The organism is Litorivicinus lipolyticus (assembly GCF_009650135.1).
Classification (GTDB): Bacteria; Pseudomonadota; Gammaproteobacteria; order Pseudomonadales; family Litorivicinaceae; genus Litorivicinus; species Litorivicinus lipolyticus.
Map to the genome: position 1 here is coordinate 56319 of NZ_CP045871.1, position 21546 is coordinate 77864.

Below are 21546 nucleotides of genomic sequence, written 5' to 3' on the forward strand. Positions count from 1 at the left end.
CGCTATAGCTTAGCCCGGAACGCGATCACCGCTGCCCTTCCCGGATACCGTCATCAGGATGTATTTGAAGTAATTTCCAACACTCATGGTGCGAATCATCGCCGCATCTGTCCGGGCCAACAGCTTTGGCGTCGACATGTCGATTTCGTTGACCTGCGCCAACCCAGTGATGCCCGGACGAACCGCATATACGCCTTCGGCCTGGCGGGCTGAGGTTAATTCGTTTTGATTGAAGAGACCGGGACGAGGGCCAACTAGGCTCATCTCGCCCTTCAGTACATTCCATAGTTGGGGCAGCTCATCGAGTTTGGTTCGCCGGAGGAAATGACCGAACGGTGTAATCGAACGGCTACTGGACAGGTGGGAAGCCACTGACGCTGTGTTAACGGCCATGGTCCGGAATTTAACCAAGGTGAACGGTTTTTGGTCCCGGCCAACGCGCACTTGCCGAAAAATCGGCGACCCGGTGTCAAAAAGGCCAGCGAGGTATAAGAGCAATAGAATAGGCGATCCGGCGACCAAGCCCCCGAGCGCCAATAAAAAATCTAATGTGCGTAGCATGTCGGTCCTATCGTGGGTGTTTGGAACTTAAAAGCCATCGTGTTCAAACTCTTTCGCAAACTCGCAGTAGGGCCCCACCAACCCAAAATAGGTATGTAGTCCCCCCATTTCTAACCGGACCTTTGCCTAAAGCCTAGGCTGCGGTTAGCAACCACCTTGGGGGAACTCCGGGATGCCGGACCACGCCGAATCAAGCCATTCGTGTAATGACCCACCGGTTTCTGCACATCTAAGCGGCTAATTCGAATGCCTGTTGTGGCGTTTTCATGTTCAAAGCTTGGTGTGGTCTTTGGGTGTTATACCAAGTTACCCATTGCCCGATTGTGGTCTGTGCCTCCTCGAAGTTTTTGAAGTTATGGAGCCAAATGCACTGCTCCTTTATGGTCCTGAATAATCGTTCGATCATGCCATTTTGCTGCGGCGTATGCGGCGTGATGAACTCTTGCTTGATGCCGTAGCTACGGACCGTGACGGTGAACCGGCGAGAGGTGAAAACCAAACCGTTATCGGACCGTAGCGTTAGTGGCTGAACCGTTCTGGCTAGGCTACCAAAACGATTCACTAACGCATCTTCTAGCGTCGCCTCAGCGGTCTTCGCGTTGCCTCTGCGGCTAAGACGCCAACCCAGTATTTCGCGTGTGTGGCAGTCAATGACCGCTGACAGCGTCATCCAACGGTCGTGTTGGCCGCACCACACTCGAGTTAAGTCGGTAGCCCAGCGCTCGTTGGGGCGCTGAGCAACCGACGGCATCGCTTGCGCACGAGGCCGGAAGCCAATTTGACGCTTACGACATTGCCAGCCCTTGATTTGGTTAATACGCTGGACGGTATTGCGGTTCAGCCCCAGCAGAAAAGCGATCGTCCGATAACCCGCGAACGGCAGCTCATCGATCAGGTCTTTAACCTTCTTTGCAAGCACTGGGTTGACCCTGGGCGCCGCCTTGGTGGGCTTGTAATACAAGGTTCGGCGTGGAACGCCGAACCACCGCGAAAGCTGACTAAGACTTACTTTATCGCCGTCATCCGCCATCTCAGCTTGAACCTGGAACACTAGTCCTCGTCCTGGCCGAGATAGCGACTGAGCTTTTTTCTGGCTTTCAACTCCAGCATGGCTTCGCCATACGCCGAAGTGAGTTCGTCGATCTTCTTCTCGTACATTTCGGCGACATCGCGTGGATTGGCTCGCAGGGCGTTCTCCATCCCAGCTTCCGCCTCATCGACCCACTGCTGGACTTCTGATGGCTTAAGATCATGAGCCCTGGCCGCCTCAGAAACGGTCGTTTGGCCGCGGATCAGTTCTTTAACGAGCGCTGCTTTACGCTTGGCTGTCCACCGTTTGATTTCGTTGTTGTCTGTCATAGCGTTGTTCCCTGTTAGGGCCACTATACGCTGTGCAGGAATTCAGTAGGTCATTACATTCGTACCTGGCCGTTCGGTTAAATCGTTCGACGTAGGCATTTTGCGTCGGCTTACCTGGCTGGATGTATAGCATCGTGATTTGATGCTCGTTTGCCCAGTTGATAAGCGACCCAGATAAGAGTTCAAAACCATTGTAACAGCGAATTGCCGCTGGCTTGCCACGCCATTCGATGACCGTCAGGTCTCAGAGGCGCACATTGCAGGCCCTAGCGCGGACGAGGTGTTCGGCAGCTCTCCTGCAAATTCCGCATGTACAGCTTCTTGTACAAGTGAGCGGTTAAAGACTAGACTTGCACCATTCACCGTACATGTGGAGAGTCGAATGAGAATCGTATCTTTTACTGAAGCTAGAAATAGTCTAAAGGCTGTTCTGGACGGTGTAGTTAATGATGCTGATACAACAGTTATTACCCGTCGCGATTCTGAAGATGCTGTGGTGATGTCTTTAGACTACTACAACAGCCTCATGGAGACCGTTCATTTACTTCGTTCGCCGAAAAACGCTGAGCATTTAAACCGCTCCATCGCACAGTATCGTTCTGGCAAAACAACCGAACGACAGTTAGTCGGTGATTAGTCGTCAACGATTACTATCGTGGACTGATGACGCTTGGGATGACTACCTGTATTGGCAAACTCAAGATAGGAAAACGCTCAAGCGCATCAATAAACTCGTCAACGATGTTAAACGTTCACCATTCGAAGGCCTTGGTAAACCAGAACCGCTAAAAGAGAACCTGGCGGGCTTTTGGTCCCGCCGGATTGATGATACCAACAGGCTTGTTTACGCAGTAGATGACACCGCGTTAACGATAATTTCGTGTCGTTACCACTACTAAAATTAAGTTCAGCAAACTGGCGTCCAAAGGGCTGCAATTGGGCCATCCTCAGTTACCGTGGCGAAGTGTAGTCGTTCACTGAATTCGCACCAAGATAGCCAATATGCCTCCCCCCAGTTTCGGCGAATGTTATGGCGGCACCGAACGCTTCAAATTATGAACCCGCGCTGCAACTGCTGGGATAACGCACCGGTGGAGCGGCGGTTCCGCAGCCTGAAAACCGAGTGGATACCGCCGCTGGGGTATAAAAATATCGAGGTCGCCCGTCAGGACATCAACAATTATCGGTTCGGCTACCACAACTGGAAACGGCCACACACGGCCAACTATGGGAGAGCACCTGCGTTGGCCGAATAAAAACCTAAAATGGTGTCCGGATTTTGTTGACCGCTACACCTGAGTTCTTTCCAACCAAAAGTCGATAAGTGCCCTTATCGAGTGGACGGATCCGAAGGTTCGAAACAACGACGCAACCCCTCTTCGACGCTGATGGGCGGTTCCCATCCCAGTAGGTTTCGAGCTTTAGAGATGTCGACTTGTAAGTTTCCGAGCAGACGATTTGCCATGTCTTGTTTACCGACTAGCTTTGCGCTCATTTTAATCCATGAGGCAGGAACGGGAATTAAGCGGGACGGGACGCCAGCGGCCTTGGCGACGCCTTTTAGGAGTTGCGTTGTAGAAAGGTCTTGTCCGTCGCCGACTAGAAAGGTTTGATTGGCTGCGGCTGGATAGTCGATACAGGTGGTGATGAGGTCGACGAGGTTGTCTAGGGCGACGAGGGATCGTTGGTTGTGGATAGCGCCGAGGGGTAATGGTAAGCCGGATTTGACTAACTTGATCATCGACGCAAAGTTGCCTTTGACACCGGCACCGTAAACAAGCGGCGGCCGAATAATCACAACTTCCATATTAGTTTCGGCAGCCAACTGCTGCAGGCCTTGTTCGGCCTCCGATTTAGATATGCCGTAGGGGTCCTCCGGCGCCGGCTTGTCTTCCGAAGTGAACGGTGTTTCCGTTGCCGTCTGCTCGCCGTTTACCTTGATAGAGCTGATAAAGATAAACCGTTTCACGCCCGCTACCGCTGACTGCCGCGCAAGGTTGAGTGTGCCGTCTACATTTACGCGGCGGTATTCAGTAAGAGGGTCCAGCGCTTCCTCTTTCATGATGTGGGCACGGGCCGCGGCGTGGATGACAACTTGTTGATTGGTAAGGGCCAAAGACCAATCTGTATTAGCATCAATGCTTCTCACTTCCGCGATATGCGCTGCAGTTAGATCAACCGGTCTTCGAACTAAAGCAGTGAGATTCACTTCCGGTTTGGCGTTTAACGTAGCTAGCAGTCGCTTACCCAGAAAACCGGTCGCACCGGTCATAGCAATATTCATCACGCCTTCGGGACTATAGTTCGTAGTATGTCGGTAACCATATTTTGCATGATGCTTTCCCTCGAAAATATCTGACTAAATTCAGCGCGCGGCTGAGTTTGTAACTCCAACGTCTCAAACGTTTCGATAGCCCGCTGAACATCACAGGGTGGGAACACGGCAGCATTCGTAACATGCTCATGCAAAAATTCGGCAGCAAAGCCTGAGACACCAGCCCAGATCGGCTTACCAACTGCAGCATACTCAAAAATTTTCGACGGCAAGACTTTGAGAAACGCATCGTAATCGTTCAAATGCAAGAAAAGGACATCAGCCTGTCGGTAAATTTCGATCAGCGCGCTTCTATTTACAGGAGCAAGTAATTCGACGTTTGTCACTTGCTGTGCCCGCAACGCGGCTTCGAGCTGGGATTTACGGCCACCATCGCCCAGCAGTTTGAACTTCAACCTACCATCAAAATGCTTCGCCAAAAAAGGAATGATGGAGTGTAGACCCTGCCCTTCACCAAAATTGCCAGCGTACACGACCTCCGGCAGGTCAGCTTTAGCATTACCGGCAACATCAGAAAGTACCGCAATGAACTCCTGATCAATACCATTGGTGAAAAAGCTAAAGTGTTTACCAGGGTAGCGAGACTCGAAATACTGCCGGAAACCACCTGATACTAGATTTACCTTTTGTGCACGTCGAACCGCCCACTTTTCGAGAACCGAAAACAGCGGCTTTAACGCCCACACAGCCTTACTTGAAAGGACATCTTTTATCGTATCTACAAAAATATCCCGAATATCAAGATATAGAGGTACCCGCTTCTTTCGCGCAATGTAAGCACCTAGTACCGCTGTCATCAAACGTGAGGAACTAGCATACACAAGGTCATATTCTCGTGACTTTGTTAGTCTTACCGCTTCACGCGCGAAAGCAATAAAGGCCCGGGACTGATCGAACATTCCACTTTTATGCCCCGGCAAAGCTATACGCTGAACTGTAACAATGTCGAGCTCCTCATTCTGAGGCGCATCAATGTTGAAGCTCGCATAACGTGAAGGCCGTGTAGTGATTACATCAATCTGGCTACCGGAGGGGAGTTGGTCTGTTAACGCCGCAACCAGAGCCGTGTTGCGGAAAGAGCCGGCAGACAAATCCGGCGCGTAGTAAAAACTTAAAAACAGGATTCTCAACCAGAACTCCATTCAATATGAGTTTCAAGCGTGTATCCAGAAAGCTTAAGTGCCAGTTTGGTGTTAGATACCGACTGTCCAAAACCCGGATGCCAAGTGCTATCGCGAACCTCTACTACAGCGCCAGTTATGTTCAGACGGACTACCTGACCTTGGGGCAGGGTTACTTCGAAACTTGTATCGTTGACCGGTACCAATTGAATGTCCGGATGGAAGTGCCAATAGGCAACGGCATTCGAATACCTTCCCTCAAGCTCATCCGAAATTATAAGGCTCGTAGGCTCAGCCAACCAACGCCGATGGTGTGTCACCTTGCCAGTTAGTCTCCGGTACCTGCAAAGCAAGCGACTCAACCCATTCAAGCTTTACTTCCTTCGGCTCGAGTCGACTCAGCCACTTTACCCAATTAACAACCCTAAGAGAGATACAGTAAGGCTCCCAGCCGTTGCCCTGCAAAGGTCGATTAGCTGCTATCCACCTATCAACCAGTTCGCAGCACAATACGGAACGCTCATTTGCACCTATGGCATTGAGATCCTCTTGATAATGCAGGTTGTACAGCCACAGCTTGGGGAACTCTTCTAAATTCCAATCACCGCCTAGCAATGCCGTCTCACCTAAAAAGGTAAAAGTTCGTCCATCGAAGGTAGATGGCTGTGCAAACATCAGCCCAGGCCAAGCAACAAGAGAACCACGGAGCTCTGGACTACTATGAATCGACAGCTTCGGTTTACGACAACGGTAAAACAGCCTGTAAGCTACTTGCCTAAACTTGAGGTAGCGTAGCGTGCGTACTAACCGATAGAACCTTCTCATCGTGGCTGCGCGCGCAGAATCTCGGCCACTTCAATTGAAACGCGGGCAACTTCGAATATCTCTTCAACAGGTATCGGTGGGATACCATTCTTTATCCCATCTAGGAATGCAGATGCACACTGGCGCTGCCCTTTATCCTGCTTCCACGAGTTCATCTTCTTAAAGCCTTTCCAGTGAAAGCCCCTAAGCTTGCGGAAATTGTCCAATTGCAGAACGCTACCGGATGCAAACACTTCAACTCGCTCTTTGGGAAAGCTGGACGCCCCGTTGGCGAGATAAAAAATCGTGCCGAATGAACCATCTGAAAACCCCAAGGTTATGCTGGCTTTATCCTCAGTAACTGGCACACCGGGATGCTCACCCATACGTCGCGCTTGAATGGACACAATCTCGCTATCGGCCAGATAACGCATCAGGTCGATAAAATGGCAGGCTTCTCCAATAATACGCCCACCACCAACGGCATTATTCTGTGTCCAGTGATCGGCAGGGATAGCACCCGCATTCATGGTCATGATGAATGACTTGGGCTCTTTCACTGCGTCCAGCAGGGCTTTCATTTTCTGAACCTGCGGGGAGAAACGACGGTTAAAGCCGACCATCAACTGAGGACTATAGGGCTGCAGCGAATGTCGTTGCCGTATCACCGTGTACCAAAACGACATCAGGCTGAAAAGATTCTAAAATCGGCTTCAAACCGACAAGAATTGAAGTCGTTACATCGTTTAATGTCTGTCGAGGCTTCATAATATTGAGATCAAAGTCTGGTTCTATCTCAAACAAATCCAAAACCTGATCAAGCATCTGCCGGTGTTGAGCCGTCACACATACCCCGGAAACGAATCGATTGTCGGCATCAAGGGCATGGACCAGGGGTGCCATTTTGATTGCTTCAGGCCGCGTTCCAAATACTGTTAATATTTTTTTCACAATATATCTACATCCAACAAATAAAATATATTTTTTAATTATCACGACAAACCTAATAAGGAAGCTTACACCCCAAATGGAGCGTTTACATTATCGTTGATAGATCTTTTATGGAATCCAGAAATTATCTAAATATATGCTTTTCAATTTTAATATTCGATAAGAGACGTTGTCGAACTTTATAAATCTGCACCCTCGCTACACGGGTTGGCGTATTGTCTTACATTCGTAAGAGGGTTGACGTACCGAAGATTGAAATAATTCGCGTCGGGCATGGAGCGTCGGGCATGGAGCGTGGGGCGTGGGGCGTGGGGCGTGGGGCGTGGGGCGTGGGGCGTGGGGCGTGGGGCGTGGGGCGTGGGGCGTGGGGCGTGGGGCGTGGGGCGTGGGGCGTGGGGCGTGGGGCGTGGGGCGTGAGAAAATATTTTTTGCCGTATCCATGAAATCAGGGCCGCTTAAAAAACTACGTTAACTAAGCGTTTAGAGTCTGATCAACACCCGATAATTGCCATTATCGCTCAGCCAGCGATCCTGCGCGCTTGCCATGGCCATACAGTGCTCGCTCCAACGCCCGGAGTAATTCGACAGTGGTAAGCCCTGCATGAGTCAAAAACTTCGGCTTGCCGAGCGTACGCTCATAGGCTTCGGTCGGAACGAACCGCCGCATCTCCGCTTCGAACTTTCCGTCGGCCACTAGTTGCGGAAGCGTTTCGATGCGAGATGCGAGAAGAGCCTGATAGCTGTCTAAGCCGTAGTCTTTTATCTTCTGGTTTACCAAGTCCGGTGACCAAATAACGTTTTGCCGCCCGAGCCACAGTAGATCCCAGATATCTCGGTATCGGACATATTTTTCCGAGGCAACAAACGACACCAATTTATCGGCCATGATTTCAGCCCGGGACTCGGTCAACACTAACGTGTCTTGGTAGCCGGCGGGCAGGAACGCGTAGTTTTGCGCCAGCGCCCGAGGTTCACGCGAGTAGGCATCGACCGCACCCACTTCTAGCTTTATTTTTTGCTTGGGCAAATCGCGGCGCGCCGGCGACGTCGTGACCGCCACTTGCCACTTATCTACTTTGATCCCTTCATAACCAGGCTCTTGCAGGAGTAACTTCGGCACCTTGACCTCTACCGGCAACCCGTATCGTGGTCCTAAATAATCTTCCACACACTGGCTGATATCTCGGAGGCTTTTTGCATCAAAGCCGCGCCCCCCGGCGAAGTCCAAATCCTCACTCAGGCGCAGACTTCCATAGCAAAGCCTTAACGCGGTCCCGCCTTGGAACGTGAGCTGATCCAGCAATCCCGCTTCGTCCAGACAAAACAAAATGTCATAGTGAAGAATTTCTTTTTCGATAACAGGCCGTTGAGCTTCATCGCCACTCGACTCTAACGCCATTTGAACTAAGTCATCAAAGAGCGGCATCGAAATGTTCATCCACCAAGTGAAGGTTTCGCCCCACGCGCCTCAAATCAGCAAGTGCGGATTTCGCAGTCGCAAGGCGAAGGGGACGCCCTACATTCGCGCTCCGAGTTAGCAAATCAAATGTCGATCGGGCCGAGTGTGTAAACTCTATAACGCCAAAAGGCGTGGCTATTTCAGACGTCCGCCCGTCGGTCATAACCGTGAGTCGATTCACTGGAATTTGAGAGATCAGCCCATGCTCCGCCAACGCCGACTCGAGGCTCACGTAACAAACGTCGCCGCGCCGCACGGTGGCCGCTATCTCTTCCAAGAGGTGTGCACGTTTTGCTCGCCCTTTTCTGAACACATAAACGTCTCGGCAAGCTTGCGTAAGTTTACCGGTGTTCTGAAGACGCTTTAATGTCGACCGAAACCCCGATTGGGTCGAGTCTCTAAACACTTTTTTCAGATCACGACTTCGGTAGACGCAACGCCCTTGCTCCTCGAACGCCTGCAAGATGTCGACCGCTTCGGTTAGTTTCATGCCGTTAAGTCTACATGAATGATTCAAAAAAGCATCACTTTCGTAGACTTAATGGGGCCGGCGCGGAGTGGCACATCACACAAAGCACTTCGGTTGGACTACCGAGGCCTATTCGGCAAACGTAAGCTTCGTCCAACTCACCAATCAAGCGCAGTAGATATTTCGTCCAACGGGGCGGCCATACCCTCGCGGATGGATTCACGCATCCCAGGGACAGACAGTAGAAACAATGTTTCGTTGATCGCGTCCCAAGCTTCCTAGGCCGTACCAAACGCCATCGCCATCACCCACGCTGGGTGTTTGGGGAGTTAACGATGATCGGCGAGCTATTCGAGCGTTTCGACGGCGCCTACGCTGAAAACACTATCCGTGCCTATCGCAGCGACTTTAACGACTACGCCGGGTGGTGCGACAAACAGGGTCTGGCGGCCCTTCCGCCCAATGGCGCACAACTGGCGGACTACGTCACGGACATGGCCAGTCGGCTCTGTATCGCCACCATCCAGCGCCGGTTGGCCAGCTTGGGCAGTCTGTTTCGCCTGCTCGAGCTTAACGACCCGACCAAAGGCGCCGACTGTCAGCTGGCGTTTAAGCGCGCCAGACGCCGATACGGCGCCCCACCCAAACAAGCCACGCCGCTGACGCGCGAGCTTTTAGAGCCCCTATTGGACACCTGCGACAACAGCGTGGTCGGACGGCGCGACCGGATCATGCTGCGGCTGGGTTATCACAGCCTACGCCGACGCTCCGAACTGGTCGCATTTCGGTTTGACGATTTGATTCAAACCCCAGCCGGCACCGTGCGGCTGCACTTGCGCCGCTCCAAAACTGATCAGTTTGGCCAAGGCAAGCAACTGGCCCTGCCGGCGGACCTGATCGACCAGATCAGTCAGTGGCGCCAAACCGTTAACGGACGATCCGACTTCATTGTGTGCACGCTGGTCAACCAACAACCGGTTAATCGGCCGCTGGAACCGGCGCGGGTTAATCAAATATTGCGCCAACGCCAGGCGATGGCGGGGATTGAGCTGGCAAAGCCACTGTCCGGCCATTCATTTCGCGTCGGCGGGGCGCTGGATTTACTGCGCCAAGGCATGTCATTGGAAAAGATTATGCTGAAAGGCGGTTGGAAATCCGAGTCCACCGCCCTTCGCTATCTGCGTGAATGGGTAGACGAGGAATAGCCGTTGCCGGGCGTCTAACGCCCAATCCCCACGTAATGGAAACCACGCCGGCGCAAACGCTCTGGGTTGTACTGATTTCGCCCATCAAAGATCACCGGCGCCGCCATCAGCCGCTTCAGCGCGTCAAAATCGGGCTGGCGGAAGATGTTCCACTCGGTCGCCAAAATCAGCGCATCAACCCCCTTGGCGGCGGCGTATTGGTGCTCCGCCAGCGTCACGGACCCGGCATCCATCAACGGCTGTAAATCTCGCTTGGCTTCACCCATCGCGACCGGATCGTAGGCGTAAACTGTTGCGCCTAACGCTGTTAAGCCCTGAATAATGACGAGCGCCGGCGCTTCGCGCATGTCATCGGTGCCGGGCTTGAACGACAGCCCCCAAACACCGAAGGTCTTGCCGCTCAAATCATCACCGAAGTGTTCGACGATGCGCTCAACTAAACGCTGCTTTTGCAGTTCATTGCGCGCTTCGACTGCATTTAATACATGGGCATCGAAGTCGACGGATTTAGCCGTGCGCACCAAGGCTTTGACGTCTTTGGGGAAGCAACTGCCGCCGTAGCCGATGCCGGGGTAAATAAAGCTATACCCAATACGGCTGTCGCTGCCGATGCCGCGGCGGACCGCTTCAACGTCCGCGCCCAAACGTTCACATAAATTGGCGATTTCGTTCATGAAACTGATCTTGGTCGCCAACATGGCGTTGGCCGCGTACTTGGTCATCTCGGACTCGCGGATGCCCATAAAAATAAGCTTTTCGCGAACATGACTGAAGGGCTCGTACAACTCGCTCATCACGTCGCGCGCGCGCTCACTGTCGGTGCCAACCACAACGCGGTCCGGGCGCATAAAGTCCTCGACCGCGGCGCCTTCTTTAAGGAATTCAGGGTTGCTAACCACGTCAAACGGCACGTCCCGGGTCAAAGCGCCTTGGACGGCCTCGCGGACCTGATCGGCCGTGCCTACCGGCACCGTCGACTTGGTCACGATCACCGCGTAACCCGTCAGCGCGGCGCCAATGGCGCGTGCGACCGCTAAAACCGCGGTTAAATCTGCACTGCCGTCTTCGCCGGGCGGTGTACCGACGGCAATCATGACCACCTGGGCGCCATCCACTGCGGCTGCCACGTCATCGGTAAACTGCAGCAAACCGCTGTCGACGTTGCGGGCGACCATGTGGTCAAGACCCGGTTCGTAAATCGGGACGCCACCGGCACGTAACACGTCCAATTTGGCAGGATCGTTATCGACGCAGGTCACACGGTTACCGCGCTCGGCGAAACAGGCCCCGGTCACAAGCCCGACGTAGCCGGTGCCGATAATGGTCAGATTCATTTATTCCCTTAATCTCAATAAGTAAGCCCGCCGGGGCACTGTCACAGCAATTAACAGCGCCGGCCGTCGACAGCCACCTTAGCTTACTTGCCCATGTGCGGACTCGCGACCGCGGTACAGGGTAACGTCATGAACGGCCATCTCGATCCAGACGCCCTTCCAGCGCACGGATCTCGAGGCTTAACTTGTCGAACTCTTCACGCTTACGCGCCAACAAACGCGCCGCCAGCGACAAACGTTCAGCCACACCCGTTGGTGTCAGCACGTAAATGTAGCCGGACTTATTCTCGGATCGGGCAAACCGCTCGGCTCGTATCCAGCCCGCCTCGACCAACGCCTTTAATGAGTAGTGCGTTTTGCCCAGCGTCAAACCCAGTTTTTGGGCCATCTCGCGTTGCGTCAGGTCGGACTTATCGCGAATCAGCTCGAGCACTTGGTACTGGGAGTCTTCAGGAATCAAAGGCGATCTCGAATTTAACAGGAGGTAGAACGGCTACCGCAGCGCGATGTCGATGACACCCCACGAAGTATGTTCTGTTTTGATACTAAACAGAGTACTCAGGAAGTGTCCGCTCGACAAGGAAAATTGGCAGGCTGCTTTGTGACGCGATGGGTATTTATCGGAATGAAGTCAATGGCCGGTTGTAATAGCGTATTACGTGGTTAAACACAGTCCCACTCCTTAACCCGACTTAGCTGCGCAGTATTTCCGACGTCAGATACGCCAGCGTCCGAGCGGTCGCACCGCGGCTAGCCGATATCAATGCAGCGTTTTTATCACCGTCTTTAGTCAGTGCTTCGTTCAACGCACCCGCCAGCTCAGGCTCATCCGCCACATCGACCAATGATCCACTGGCCAACAACGCATAGGCCTCGGCGAAGTTATAGCGACTGGGGCCCGCCACAATCACCGCACCGCCCAGCGCCGCTTCAATCGGGCTTTGCGATCCACGCCGATTCAGCGTGCCGCCAATGAACGCGACCTCGGCTCCGTTCAACCAGCCGCTTAATTGCCCCATGGCATCACCGACCACAATCGCCGGTGCCCATTGATTCCGCGACGCGCGTCCTACCTCACCGTGTTTTTCAGCCTCGGAAACCACATCGTCAAAACGTTCCGGGTGGCGCGGCACTATGAGCAACTTTAGGTTGGTCTCGGTTTGACTGATTTTCGCAAAGGCCTTGAGGCACGCCGCCTCTTCGCCCGGGTGCGTGCTGGCCGCGACGATCCACCGCCCGGACGGCAAGGTCGATGGCGGCAATTGGGTATCAAACTTGATATTGCCAATGACGAGCGGGTGCGCGCCCAATCGCGTAAACGCCGTGGCATGATCCGCTGACTGGACCAAGCAGCCGTCCAGCGACGCCATCATGTTTCGAGCCAGCGACCCCATGCGCGCGTACCCGCGGGCCGATCGTTTGCTGAGCCGCCCGTTAACAAGCACCGCGGGTATCTCGTGCACTTTGGCCGCGTGAATCAAGTTCGGCCACAACTCGGTTTCGACCAACAACAAACAGCGCGGTTTCAACGCCCGCATCCATGCACCCATCGCCCAGGGTAGGTCGTAGGGCAAAAACGCATGGGTGGTATCCGGGCACAGCTGCACAACCTGGTCACGGCCCGTCGGCGTGGTGGTAGTTATCAGGACCGGGCCCTGTTTAATGAGGTCGTTGGCAATCGGCGCGATGGCACGCACTTCGCCCACGCTGGCGGCGTGGATCCATATTGGACGGTCGATCCGCGGCCGGTTAAAACCCAGTCGTTGACGAACACCCCAATGGAGGCCGCGGTATTTACGGGCGGACCGCACCAGCAAAATCGGAGTCAGTAACAACAATGTCAGGGTATACAGCGCACGCATTCGCGCATGGTAGCATTGTGACAGCGAATTCGAGGACCCGACTATTACGGCCATTCCTAATCTAATCATCGGCGGCGGCGTGGCAGCGCTTTGGTTAAACGCCCAAGCGCACGCCCGCGGACACTCAACCCTGGCGGTCAGCCCATCACTGGGTGCCGGCCAAACGCTGTTATCGCAGGGCATCATCCACGGCGGCACAAAATACGCGTTAAGTGGCGCACTGACCCAAGCCAGCGAAGCCATCAAGGGCATGCCCGCACGATGGTTGGCGGCATTGGCCGGCGACGGCGGTGTTGACCTGTCCGGTGCGCGCATTGCCTGCGATCACCAGTTGATGATTCATGACTCGAGCTTGGGCGGCCGTTTAGTGCAGTTTTTTGCCTCCAAGGCCCTCGCCGGCCGGATGGAATCGGTTGCCCCCCCGTCGTTTTTATCGCCCGACCGGCGCGTCTACCAATTGTCAGAACCCGTGGTGGACACCGATTCGGTGGTCCAGTGTCTGGCGGCCGCCGCCCCGGTGTGGGCCGCGACGGTCAACCAAATAGATATTAAGACCGGCGTGGTGTCATTGGATGACGGACGTACCGTCACCGCCGAACGAATTTTCCTATTAGCCGGGGCCGGTAACGAACTGGTACTCAACAATAGCCGCCTAGCAATGCCGGCCATGCAGCGACGGCCGCTGCAAATGTTAGTCGGGCGCGGTGCATTACCACCGATGTGGGCCCACATTGTTGGCACCGACACCAAACCGTTAGCCACCATCACCACGCACAATGGATTTTGGTACATCGGCGGCGACATTGCCGAACGCGGCGCGACCCAAAGTGAATCCGAGTTTTTGACCACGGCACCGGCGCGATTGGCCCAATTACTGCCAGACATCGATTTATCCGCCGTTGAATGGTCCTGCGTCCGCGTTGATCGCGCGGAACCGGCGACCCAAAACAAAGCCCGACCCGATCACCCCTACTGGCACCAGCAAGGGCGACTGTTCACGGGGTGGCCGACTAAACTGGCGCTGGCCCCGGCGCTGGCGGATGCCTTGATCCCGCACTTTTCGCCCAATCACGCGGACATCGCCACCGAGTCCGTGCCGTTAGCGACGACGCCCTGGAACCAGTCATGAGGGTTTCAACATTGGCCCCGGGCATCGAGGTCAGCCGCATTGGGCTGGGCACCGTCAAACTGGGCCGTAACCAGGGTGTTAAATACCCCCGCGCCTTTGACTTGCCGTCCATGGCGGACGCGCGGGTCTTAATTGCGACCGCCCGCGAAATGGGCATCAATTTAATTGATACCGCGCCGGCCTATGGCTTGGCCGAAGCCCGCGTTGGCGAATTGTTAAAAAACCAACGCCAAGACTGGATCGTCGGCACCAAGGTCGGCGAAGACTTTGACGGCGCCAGCCACTTTGACTTTAGCCTGGCCGGCGCTCAGTCGTCCCTGCACCGCAGCTTTCAGCGCCTGGACACCGACTACCTGGACTATGTATTGCTGCACTCGGACGGCGACGACAGTGCGGTGCTCAATAGCGGCGCCTGCGAGGCCCTAGTTCACGCCCGACGCGAGGGCAGTGTTCGCGCCATCGGCATCAGCTCGAAAACGCTGGGCGGTGCGTTAATGGCGCTGGATATGGGGCTGGATATCGTCATGGTTACACTGAATAGCGACAACACCGGCGAACGGCCGGCCTGTATCCAGGCCGCGGCGCGCGGCCGTGGCGTGTTGATTAAAAAGGCCCTCGGATCGGGTCACCTGAACCCCGCCGACAGTCTGACCTTTGTAGACCAAACCCCTGGGGTGACCAGCATCATCTCGGGTACGCTGAACCCCGATCATTTGCGCGCCAACGTGGCGTTGATTAACCAAAAGGAAGCGCCCCATGCATGACGCCATTATCGCCGGATTGAAACAAAGCCTGGACCACAAACAAGCCATGCTGAACGACCATGGACTGCACGAGTCCATCGCCGCCGCCGCCGCATTGTGCCGTGACGCATTGGCCAATGGCGGCAAATTACTATTGTGCGGTAACGGCGGCAGCGCCGCGGATTGCCAACACATTGCCGCCGAATTGGTCGGGCGCTTTGAAATCGAGCGCGATGCGTTGGCGGCCATTGCCTTAACCACTGACACCTCGGCATTGACCGCCATCGGCAATGACTATGGGTATGAGCAGGTGTTTTCGCGCCAAGTCGCAGGCCTTGGCCAACCGGGCGATGTGCTGATTGGCTTTTCGACCAGCGGCGGAAGCAAAAACGTGGTCAAAGCCTTTGAAGTGGCGGCCAAACGCGGCGTCAAAACCATCGCCATGACCGGCGCCAAAGCCGGCCCGCTAACCGACATGGCGGACGTCTGGGTCGCCTGCCCTAGCACTCGTACTGCCAATATTCAGGAAGGCCATATTACGATTGGGCACTTGTTGTGTGCGTTGATTGAAGGTTAGCGCTGGGCCTTGTCGATAATACCCGTGGTCGACACACCGGCCACGACACCCAGCACCTGAACACGGCCACCGTACCCTTCGACGATTTCATGACCCACCACGTCCGAGACGTTGGCGTAATCCCCGCCCTTGACCAACACGTCCGGTTTAATCAGCCCAAGCAGCGCCTCGGGCGTGGACTCATCAAACTCAATCACGTGATCAACCGCCGCCAAGCCCGCCAACACATCCATGCGTTGTGGCGCATGGTTAACCGGCCGGGTCGGCCCTTTCAGCTCGGTGACACTGCGGTCACTGTTGACCGCGACGATCAATCGATCACCGTGGCTGGCCGCTTCGGTCAAATACGACACGTGGCCGGCGTGCAAAATATCGAAACAGCCGTTGGTGAAAACAATGCGCTCGCCGCGGGCTTGGTAGTCGGCGATTTGCCGGGCCAATTGATTGCGATCCACGGCGACCTTGGGCAGGGCCTGTTGCTTGGCATCGGCCAGTTCACGAGGACTGACCACCGACGTTCCCACCTTACCCACCACAATACCCGCCGCGGTATTGGCAAGCCGGCATGCCGCCTCCCAATCCAAGCCCGCGGCAATGCCCGCCGCCAATGCGGCGACCACGGTGTCACCGGCGCCGGTGACGTCCGCGACCGCGCGGGCCTCGGTCGGGATGTGCACGGGCGCTTGGCCGGCTTGGTACAGACTCATACCCTTTTCGCTGCGGGTGATCAGTAGCGCACTCAACTCCAAGGTGCTAATCCAGTGCTGGGCCTGGGCCGCCAAGGCGTCTTCGTCATGCGAAACACCGGCCACCTCGGTCCATTCGGACCAGTTCGGCGTCAGGATGCTGGCGCCCTGATAGCGCGCCCAATCGGTGCCCTTGGGGTCGACGATAATCGGCAGGCCGTGCGTCCGCGCCGACGCAATCAAATCACGTGGATCCGCCAACGTGCCCTTGGCGTAGTCCGACAGCACCACGGCACCGGCATCCGCAGTCCAAGGCGGCGCGGCAATGGTGTCGGTGAAAGGCTGTTCAAAGTCGACCCGCATGACCTGGTGATTGCCCGCCAGCACGCGCAATTTAAGGATGGTCGGCAGCCCGACAACAGTGCTGAGTTGGGTATCGATGCCGCGGCGCGTGGCTTCATGGCGCAAGGTGCGCCCGGCCTCGTCGTCACCGACCCAGCCGGCCAAGCGTGCATGGCAACCCAGTACCGCCAAATTCAAAGCGACATTGGCGGCGCCGCCCAAGCGATTCTCTTCAAAACCCATTTTGACCACCGGCACCGGGGCTTCCGGGCTGATACGCCGGGCCTCGCCCTGCCAGTAGCGGTCAAGCATCACGTCCCCGGCCACCCAGACCTGGACGTTCGTGAAATCAGGTATTCCGTGCATGCTGTCATCCTTAGTTCGCCCGCGCAGGATACCCGCTTTCGCGCATCCTCGTCAGCGCTGGCCGTGCTACCCTTTACGCCTATGGCGACCGATCACTCCACAACGCGAGATACCCTGGTTAACTTTGGCGTTTGGTTGCTGAAGGGACTGTGTGCGTTGCCGCTGCACACCGGTGCGCGTTTGGGTGCGTGGTTAGGCGCAACGACCTTTTTCTTTTCTAAAAGACGGCGCGGCGTATGCCGGCGCAACATCGAATTGTGTTTCCCCGAACTGAACGTCAAGCAACGCGAGCAATTGGCCTATGACGTGTTTTTAAACAACGGCATCGGCTTGATCGAAACCGGCTGGGCGTGGTGGGCCGATCCGGCCAAGTTTTGGCCCAAGTTAGAGGTCGAGGGCCAAGAGCACCTGGATGCCGCATTGGCCCACGGCAAAGGTGTGTTACTGATTGGCGGGCACTATTCGGCGCTGGATTTAGGCGGCCTATTGTTCGCGAAAATCGCACCGCGTTTTGCCGCGACCTACCGCCCACATAATTTTCAGCGCTTGGAAGACGAATTACTAGTGGGCCGCGGCCGGTTCATGGATTTGATTGATCGCAACGACGTACGCGGCATTTTCAAAGCCTTGGCCGCCAACCAAATCGTATGGTTCGCCCCCGATCAAGACTTGGGCGCCGACCGCAGTGTGTTTGCCCCATTCTTTGGCATTCCGACCGCGACCAATGCGGGTCTGCGTAAGATGGCCAAGCGCGGCGCCCAGCCCTTAGCCATCAGTTTTCACCGCTTGGATCATGGTCACTACCGGGTCTGCTTGCGACCGTGGGGAGTGGATGCGACGGCGCAAACTGATGTTGAGTTTGCGACCCGGATGAACGAAATATTAGAGCAAGAAATACGCCGCGAACCCGCGCAGTACATGTGGGTTCACCGGCGTTTTAAGACGCGGCCGGAGGGTGTGCGGGAGGTTTATTAGCATGGATAGTTAGTAGCGCCAAAACTGCTAAAGTCCAGAAATAAAATACCGTAGACCCACTGTTATGCGCCAAAAACCCTTGCGTCAACATGCATCCGATTAAAGCAAAAACGAGACCTATTAGGGCTCCGTAAAGAGCCACCTCTTCCCGATTACCCTCAAAAAAGGCGCGCCGACCGTAAAAAACGATCACAACAAGAGAGGAGATCAGCGCCAAAATCCCCAGAAGACCGCGCTTAGCTAATGTATCCATAAAATGATTATGCGCATGCCCAAACTGTGCAATCCCAGGATTAAAACCAGCGTCCCGAACCAGTATTGCCTTACTCTCCATGTAACCGTTTTGCCCAACACCAATGATTGGCGCCTCTGCGAACTGAAAGACGCTTGCCCACCATAGCTCCAAGCGGTATCCGACCGAAGTCGCTTTCGTGCCGTCAAAATATGCAAAAAACTCCGTAACTCCAACTTCCACTCGATCACTTGTAACGACAACAAATGACATGGCGACCACCACCGCCATCAAGAGTAAGAAGGTTGTACGACGAGTTAACAAACGGCCAACGTAAAGCGCGTACATAAAACCGCCGATTCCAAAAGCAAAGCCTAACCAGCTGCCACGGCTACCAGTCATTCCAGAGACCGTAAGTCCCATTAAAACGCCGAGAAGACCGAAGGAAACTCCTAGCACTCTGACTCGCCCAGTGAAATTCTGTAGATAAAACACCATCGTCCCAAGGCACGCGATTGCAGTGAACGTTGCTATGCCCCCAGTTTGAATCGGATTATTCCCCAAACCAACACGGCCAACGCCAGTCGACCGTTCAATCAATGCCAACACGAACATCGTCATAGCACCAGACACCGCCCCAACCCAGATAAACTGCTGACTCGGGCGCCCCACAAAGATTACGACCATAGACATTGCAGCTAACATGAAGCGAGACGGACCGTCAGCTTCTCGAAAGCTACCACTAGGAACAACATCCGAAACCAGTGCAGCTAACAAAAATAGGCCTGCTGAAGCCCACAACCCTGCAGGCACATCACGCATATGGCCCTGGCCAAGAAGCACAACGGTAAGTAGCGAGCCGATCAGCAAGATCACCGGGCCCACCGAATAACCAGACGGGAACGCCAAGGCCAACGAGAGACTAAAAAAGACGCCGACGGCGCTTATCCAACATAACAAACGCCGTGACATACTTACTCTGATCCAAAACTTGCGTGCGAACCCAATAGTAGTGCGAAATTAATCAGTTATATAGGCGCCACACAAAGTGAAAGTATGTCTAGTCTCAAACCACACCCATCCGGTTAAGCTATATGGTGGAACAGAGCGCGTAGTCGAATGGCTCGCAGAAAAGCTTTCGTTGTTTGGGCATCACGTAGTTCTGGTTGCCCAACCGGGCTCGGATCTGCCCGGAATAGAAGTTCGACATGCAACTGACTCGAAAACCGCTCAGGCCTTAACGCTAGATGCTGACATTGTGCATTATCATGGCTGGTTGCCAGACGATCTGAACCCGCAAAAACCGTATCTCTATACTCTCCACGGCAACGAGCCAGACATTAGTCTTCTGCCATCAATCACTTGCTGCATAAGTCAAAACCACGCAACACGCCACCAGCGAACTCTTTTCGCCTATAACGGCGTCGACCCAGATGAACTAGATTTTTCATCGCGCCCTGATGACCATCTATTGTTTTTTTCAAAGATCCGTCGCCGGAACAAGGGTGCCCGTTCGGCAGTCGACCTGTGCCACGCCTATAACCAAAAGCTGACCATGGCTGGTGGCTCGCGGCTAGACCTAATAAAAGTGGGCGTATTTTGGCGCTCTATTTTCGACGGGGTAACTATTCGTGGCGAAATAGGCGGCGCACAAAAAGCACAGGAATTTAGAGCCGCTAAAGCCTTATTGTTCCCGATTAATTGGCAAGAACCATTTGGGCTGGTTTTGATCGAAGCAATGATGTCCGGCACGCCAGTCATTGCGTCGCGCTACGGTTCAACACCGGAACTCGTAGCTCGCGAAGCTGGAGCAATCTACGACGACCCGCACGGCTTCGTCGACGCATTAGAACATGCTGTTAATCTGAACCGAATAACCGTCCGAGACTACGCTATTACAAATTTCTCAGCTAGCCTGATGGCTCAAACCTACATCCGCATTTACGAGCAAATCCTTGATGGCACACCGCCTCATCAACTGGTGGGCAGTCGCCTGATTACGCCCTGATACTCTTTAATGCACACGTCTGCCAAGTCGGGCCAAGTAAACGGAGCGGGTTCCAGCTGCTCTGCATCTAAGCCCATATCGATTGCCGTAGCCCAGGTCTCTACTGACGCATCAAGCGGAACGACTCTTACCGATTTAATGTGATCTTTTGCTCCACATTGATCAGACACAACGCAGGCAAGACCTTGCGCAGCAGCCTCGGCTATAGCCATGCCATAGGGCTCGTCTTCGGCCGGGTGCACCAGAACTTTTCCGTAGTCCGATATGCGTAAATCCGATACCCAAGAGATGTTATTAATCCAGCCCCGACCTCTAATCAGCCATTCCAGTCGCGCGTCTTGTTCGGCGCCTACAATTGCCAAAGTCACCTTTCGAGTCTGACGGAGGTGTTCCAGAGCAAGAATCAGGGTTTCCAACCCCTTGCGACGATATTCACGTCCGACAAACACAACATCCGACCCGGGTACGCCCGCCTCAATTCGCGGGCCTTTTGGTACATGGACTCCAGGCCACGCCACATCGCCAAACTTTATATGCGAATAATAGCCAAGCAGTTTGTTCTTAATGAGCAGTGAATTTGGCAAAACGTGCGAATCAGGTCGCAGCAACTCTCGACGCTCCAGAAACAACCAGACGACTAGCCGGGGGGACAGGAACCAGAACGTTTGACGCTCCTTTACACTTGCCATCGGCGGCCCATGAAAGGTTGTCACTTGGTGTACGCCTGTCCGTTCATGGCTGTGTATCACCCAACCATTGTCGGATGTCAGACCATGCGCGTTAACCGCCTGGGTGACCCGCCGGCTGAATCGCAACATGCTAATCCAACGTGGCTTTGGTCGCGTCTCGCCCAAACAAATCACACGAATGGGAAAATTCGGCGCTGGTGACTCATAAGCTTTTTCACACAGGATCACTATTTCGACACCACGCGCTGCCAATTCATGGGACAGCTCCCAGACGTAGCGTTCCATGCCGCCGACGGGGCCAAACCGCTTGACCACCTGAACAACTTTTAGGTTGGGCAA

Annotated in this window: 25 protein-coding genes and 2 pseudogenes; 9 read left to right on the plus strand and 18 right to left on the minus strand. The window is 54.7% G+C overall.

Translation table 11 applies throughout. The features are described from left to right. Positions 1 to 9: 9 nt before the first annotated feature. The 4 genes and pseudogenes from GH975_RS00260 to GH975_RS00275 all read right to left on the minus strand — a co-directional run. Complete coding sequence (locus GH975_RS00260; RefSeq protein WP_153712575.1) at positions 10 to 561, minus strand: sugar transferase; 552 nt, start codon at positions 559 to 561, stop codon at positions 10 to 12. A gap of 229 nt (positions 562 to 790) precedes the next feature. Next, positions 791 to 1612 carry an IS3 family transposase gene (locus tag GH975_RS00265; RefSeq protein WP_153712576.1) on the minus strand — a complete coding sequence of 274 codons (822 nt, stop codon included), beginning with the start codon at positions 1610 to 1612 and terminating at the stop codon, positions 791 to 793. Then, positions 1612 to 1920 carry a transposase gene (locus GH975_RS00270; RefSeq protein WP_153712577.1) on the minus strand — a complete coding sequence of 103 codons (309 nt, stop codon included), beginning with the start codon at positions 1918 to 1920 and terminating at the stop codon, positions 1612 to 1614. Before GH975_RS00270 ends, GH975_RS00265 begins: the two co-directional genes overlap by 1 nt. A gap of 58 nt (positions 1921 to 1978) precedes the next feature. After that, positions 1979 to 2155, minus strand: a pseudogene (locus GH975_RS00275) (integrase core domain-containing protein); the annotation flags it as partial. Between the two features lie 147 nt (positions 2156 to 2302). On the opposite strand from GH975_RS00275, the gene GH975_RS00280 reads away from it, so the two are divergent. The 3 genes from GH975_RS00280 (at position 2303) to GH975_RS11985 (ending at position 3176) form a co-directional block, all read left to right on the plus strand. After that, the gene (locus tag GH975_RS00280; RefSeq protein ID WP_153712578.1) at positions 2303 to 2557 is read left to right on the plus strand and encodes a type II toxin-antitoxin system Phd/YefM family antitoxin; all 255 of its coding nucleotides are present in this window, start codon (positions 2303 to 2305) and stop codon (positions 2555 to 2557) included. Further along, positions 2553 to 2819 carry a Txe/YoeB family addiction module toxin gene (locus GH975_RS00285; protein WP_407657259.1) on the plus strand — a complete coding sequence of 89 codons (267 nt, stop codon included), beginning with the start codon at positions 2553 to 2555 and terminating at the stop codon, positions 2817 to 2819. The genes GH975_RS00280 and GH975_RS00285 overlap by 5 nt, the downstream gene beginning before the upstream one ends. A gap of 156 nt (positions 2820 to 2975) precedes the next feature. Then, positions 2976 to 3176: an integrase core domain-containing protein gene (locus tag GH975_RS11985; protein ID WP_170272491.1), complete on the plus strand. Its 201-nt coding sequence runs from the start codon at positions 2976 to 2978 to the stop codon at positions 3174 to 3176. A 74-nt stretch (positions 3177 to 3250) separates the two neighbouring features. On the opposite strand, the gene GH975_RS00295 is transcribed toward GH975_RS11985, so the two are convergent. The 8 genes and pseudogenes from GH975_RS00295 to abiEi form a co-directional block, all read right to left on the minus strand. Then, positions 3251 to 4204, minus strand: a complete 954-nt coding sequence (locus tag GH975_RS00295; RefSeq protein WP_153712581.1) for a UDP-glucose 4-epimerase family protein — start codon at positions 4202 to 4204, stop codon at positions 3251 to 3253. Further along, positions 4204 to 5385: a glycosyltransferase family 4 protein gene (locus tag GH975_RS00300; protein WP_153712582.1), complete on the minus strand. Its 1182-nt coding sequence runs from the start codon at positions 5383 to 5385 to the stop codon at positions 4204 to 4206. The genes GH975_RS00295 and GH975_RS00300 overlap by 1 nt, the downstream gene beginning before the upstream one ends. Then, on the minus strand, positions 5382 to 5696 hold the full coding sequence (locus GH975_RS12310; protein ID WP_170272492.1) for a heparinase II/III domain-containing protein: 315 nt from the start codon (positions 5694 to 5696) through the stop codon (positions 5382 to 5384). The genes GH975_RS00300 and GH975_RS12310 overlap by 4 nt, the downstream gene beginning before the upstream one ends. Next, entirely contained in the window at positions 5668 to 6051 is a 384-nt protein-coding gene (locus GH975_RS11990; RefSeq protein ID WP_170272493.1) for a hypothetical protein, read from the minus strand. Before GH975_RS11990 ends, GH975_RS12310 begins: the two co-directional genes overlap by 29 nt. A 146-nt stretch (positions 6052 to 6197) precedes the next feature. Further along, a complete protein-coding gene (locus tag GH975_RS00310) occupies positions 6198 to 6761 on the minus strand; it encodes a Gfo/Idh/MocA family protein (protein ID WP_246164733.1) in 564 nt (187 codons plus the stop codon). Between the two features lie 55 nt (positions 6762 to 6816). Further along, a pseudogene (locus GH975_RS00315) lies at positions 6817 to 7083 on the minus strand (UDP-N-acetylglucosamine 2-epimerase); the annotation flags it as partial. Positions 7084 to 7642: 559 nt separating this feature from the next. Then, positions 7643 to 8569 (minus strand): nucleotidyl transferase AbiEii/AbiGii toxin family protein, encoded by a 927-nt coding sequence (locus GH975_RS00320; RefSeq protein WP_153712584.1) that lies wholly within the window; start codon positions 8567 to 8569, stop codon positions 7643 to 7645. Continuing rightward, the gene (gene abiEi / locus GH975_RS12315; RefSeq protein WP_407657233.1) at positions 8544 to 9080 is read right to left on the minus strand and encodes a type IV toxin-antitoxin system AbiEi family antitoxin; all 537 of its coding nucleotides are present in this window, start codon (positions 9078 to 9080) and stop codon (positions 8544 to 8546) included. The genes GH975_RS00320 and abiEi overlap by 26 nt, the downstream gene beginning before the upstream one ends. Positions 9081 to 9394: 314 nt before the next feature. On the opposite strand from abiEi, the gene GH975_RS00325 reads away from it, so the two are divergent. Then, entirely contained in the window at positions 9395 to 10264 is an 870-nt protein-coding gene (locus GH975_RS00325; RefSeq protein WP_153712585.1) for a tyrosine-type recombinase/integrase, read from the plus strand. 14 nt (positions 10265 to 10278) lie between these two features. On the opposite strand, the gene GH975_RS00330 is transcribed toward GH975_RS00325, so the two are convergent. From GH975_RS00330 to GH975_RS00340, 3 genes are all read right to left on the minus strand, one after another. Beyond that, entirely contained in the window at positions 10279 to 11598 is a 1320-nt protein-coding gene (locus GH975_RS00330; protein WP_153712586.1) for a UDP-glucose dehydrogenase family protein, read from the minus strand. A 127-nt stretch (positions 11599 to 11725) separates the two neighbouring features. Beyond that, a complete protein-coding gene (locus tag GH975_RS00335; protein WP_153712587.1) occupies positions 11726 to 12058 on the minus strand; it encodes a MarR family EPS-associated transcriptional regulator in 333 nt (110 codons plus the stop codon). A 232-nt stretch (positions 12059 to 12290) separates the two neighbouring features. After that, a complete protein-coding gene (locus tag GH975_RS00340; protein WP_170272494.1) occupies positions 12291 to 13514 on the minus strand; it encodes a 3-deoxy-D-manno-octulosonic acid transferase in 1224 nt (407 codons plus the stop codon). A 13-nt stretch (positions 13515 to 13527) separates the two neighbouring features. Here GH975_RS00340 and GH975_RS00345 point away from each other — a divergent pair, with 13 nt between their 5' ends. Genes GH975_RS00345 through GH975_RS00355 form a run of 3 tightly spaced genes read left to right on the plus strand, consistent with a single transcriptional unit; the run spans position 13528 to position 15909 of the window. Continuing rightward, the gene (locus tag GH975_RS00345) at positions 13528 to 14589 is read left to right on the plus strand and encodes an FAD-dependent oxidoreductase (RefSeq protein ID WP_272482796.1); all 1062 of its coding nucleotides are present in this window, start codon (positions 13528 to 13530) and stop codon (positions 14587 to 14589) included. Further along, positions 14586 to 15353: an aldo/keto reductase gene (locus tag GH975_RS00350; protein WP_153712590.1), complete on the plus strand. Its 768-nt coding sequence runs from the start codon at positions 14586 to 14588 to the stop codon at positions 15351 to 15353. Before GH975_RS00345 ends, GH975_RS00350 begins: the two co-directional genes overlap by 4 nt. Beyond that, complete coding sequence (locus tag GH975_RS00355) at positions 15346 to 15909, plus strand: D-sedoheptulose-7-phosphate isomerase (RefSeq protein WP_170272496.1); 564 nt, start codon at positions 15346 to 15348, stop codon at positions 15907 to 15909. Before GH975_RS00350 ends, GH975_RS00355 begins: the two co-directional genes overlap by 8 nt. Here GH975_RS00355 and hldE read toward each other — a convergent pair. After that, complete coding sequence (gene hldE, locus GH975_RS00360; RefSeq protein WP_153712591.1) at positions 15906 to 17303, minus strand: bifunctional D-glycero-beta-D-manno-heptose-7-phosphate kinase/D-glycero-beta-D-manno-heptose 1-phosphate adenylyltransferase HldE; 1398 nt, start codon at positions 17301 to 17303, stop codon at positions 15906 to 15908. The two genes, GH975_RS00355 and hldE, sit on opposite strands and share 4 nt — an antisense overlap. Positions 17304 to 17438: 135 nt before the next feature. Between hldE and GH975_RS00365 the strand changes: the two genes are divergently transcribed. Then, entirely contained in the window at positions 17439 to 18278 is an 840-nt protein-coding gene (locus GH975_RS00365) for a lysophospholipid acyltransferase family protein (RefSeq protein WP_246164734.1), read from the plus strand. Here GH975_RS00365 and GH975_RS00370 read toward each other — a convergent pair. After that, positions 18241 to 19482 (minus strand): O-antigen ligase family protein, encoded by a 1242-nt coding sequence (locus tag GH975_RS00370; RefSeq protein WP_153712593.1) that lies wholly within the window; start codon positions 19480 to 19482, stop codon positions 18241 to 18243. The genes GH975_RS00365 and GH975_RS00370 overlap by 38 nt on opposite strands. Before the next feature lie 76 nt (positions 19483 to 19558). Here GH975_RS00370 and GH975_RS00375 point away from each other — a divergent pair, with 76 nt between their 5' ends. After that, positions 19559 to 20518 (plus strand): glycosyltransferase, encoded by a 960-nt coding sequence (locus GH975_RS00375; RefSeq protein WP_153712594.1) that lies wholly within the window; start codon positions 19559 to 19561, stop codon positions 20516 to 20518. Here the strand turns inward: GH975_RS00375 and GH975_RS00380 are convergent. Continuing rightward, positions 20485 to 21546, minus strand: coding sequence for a glycosyltransferase family 4 protein (locus GH975_RS00380; RefSeq protein ID WP_153712595.1), 1062 nt, complete (start codon positions 21544 to 21546; stop codon positions 20485 to 20487). The genes GH975_RS00375 and GH975_RS00380 overlap by 34 nt on opposite strands.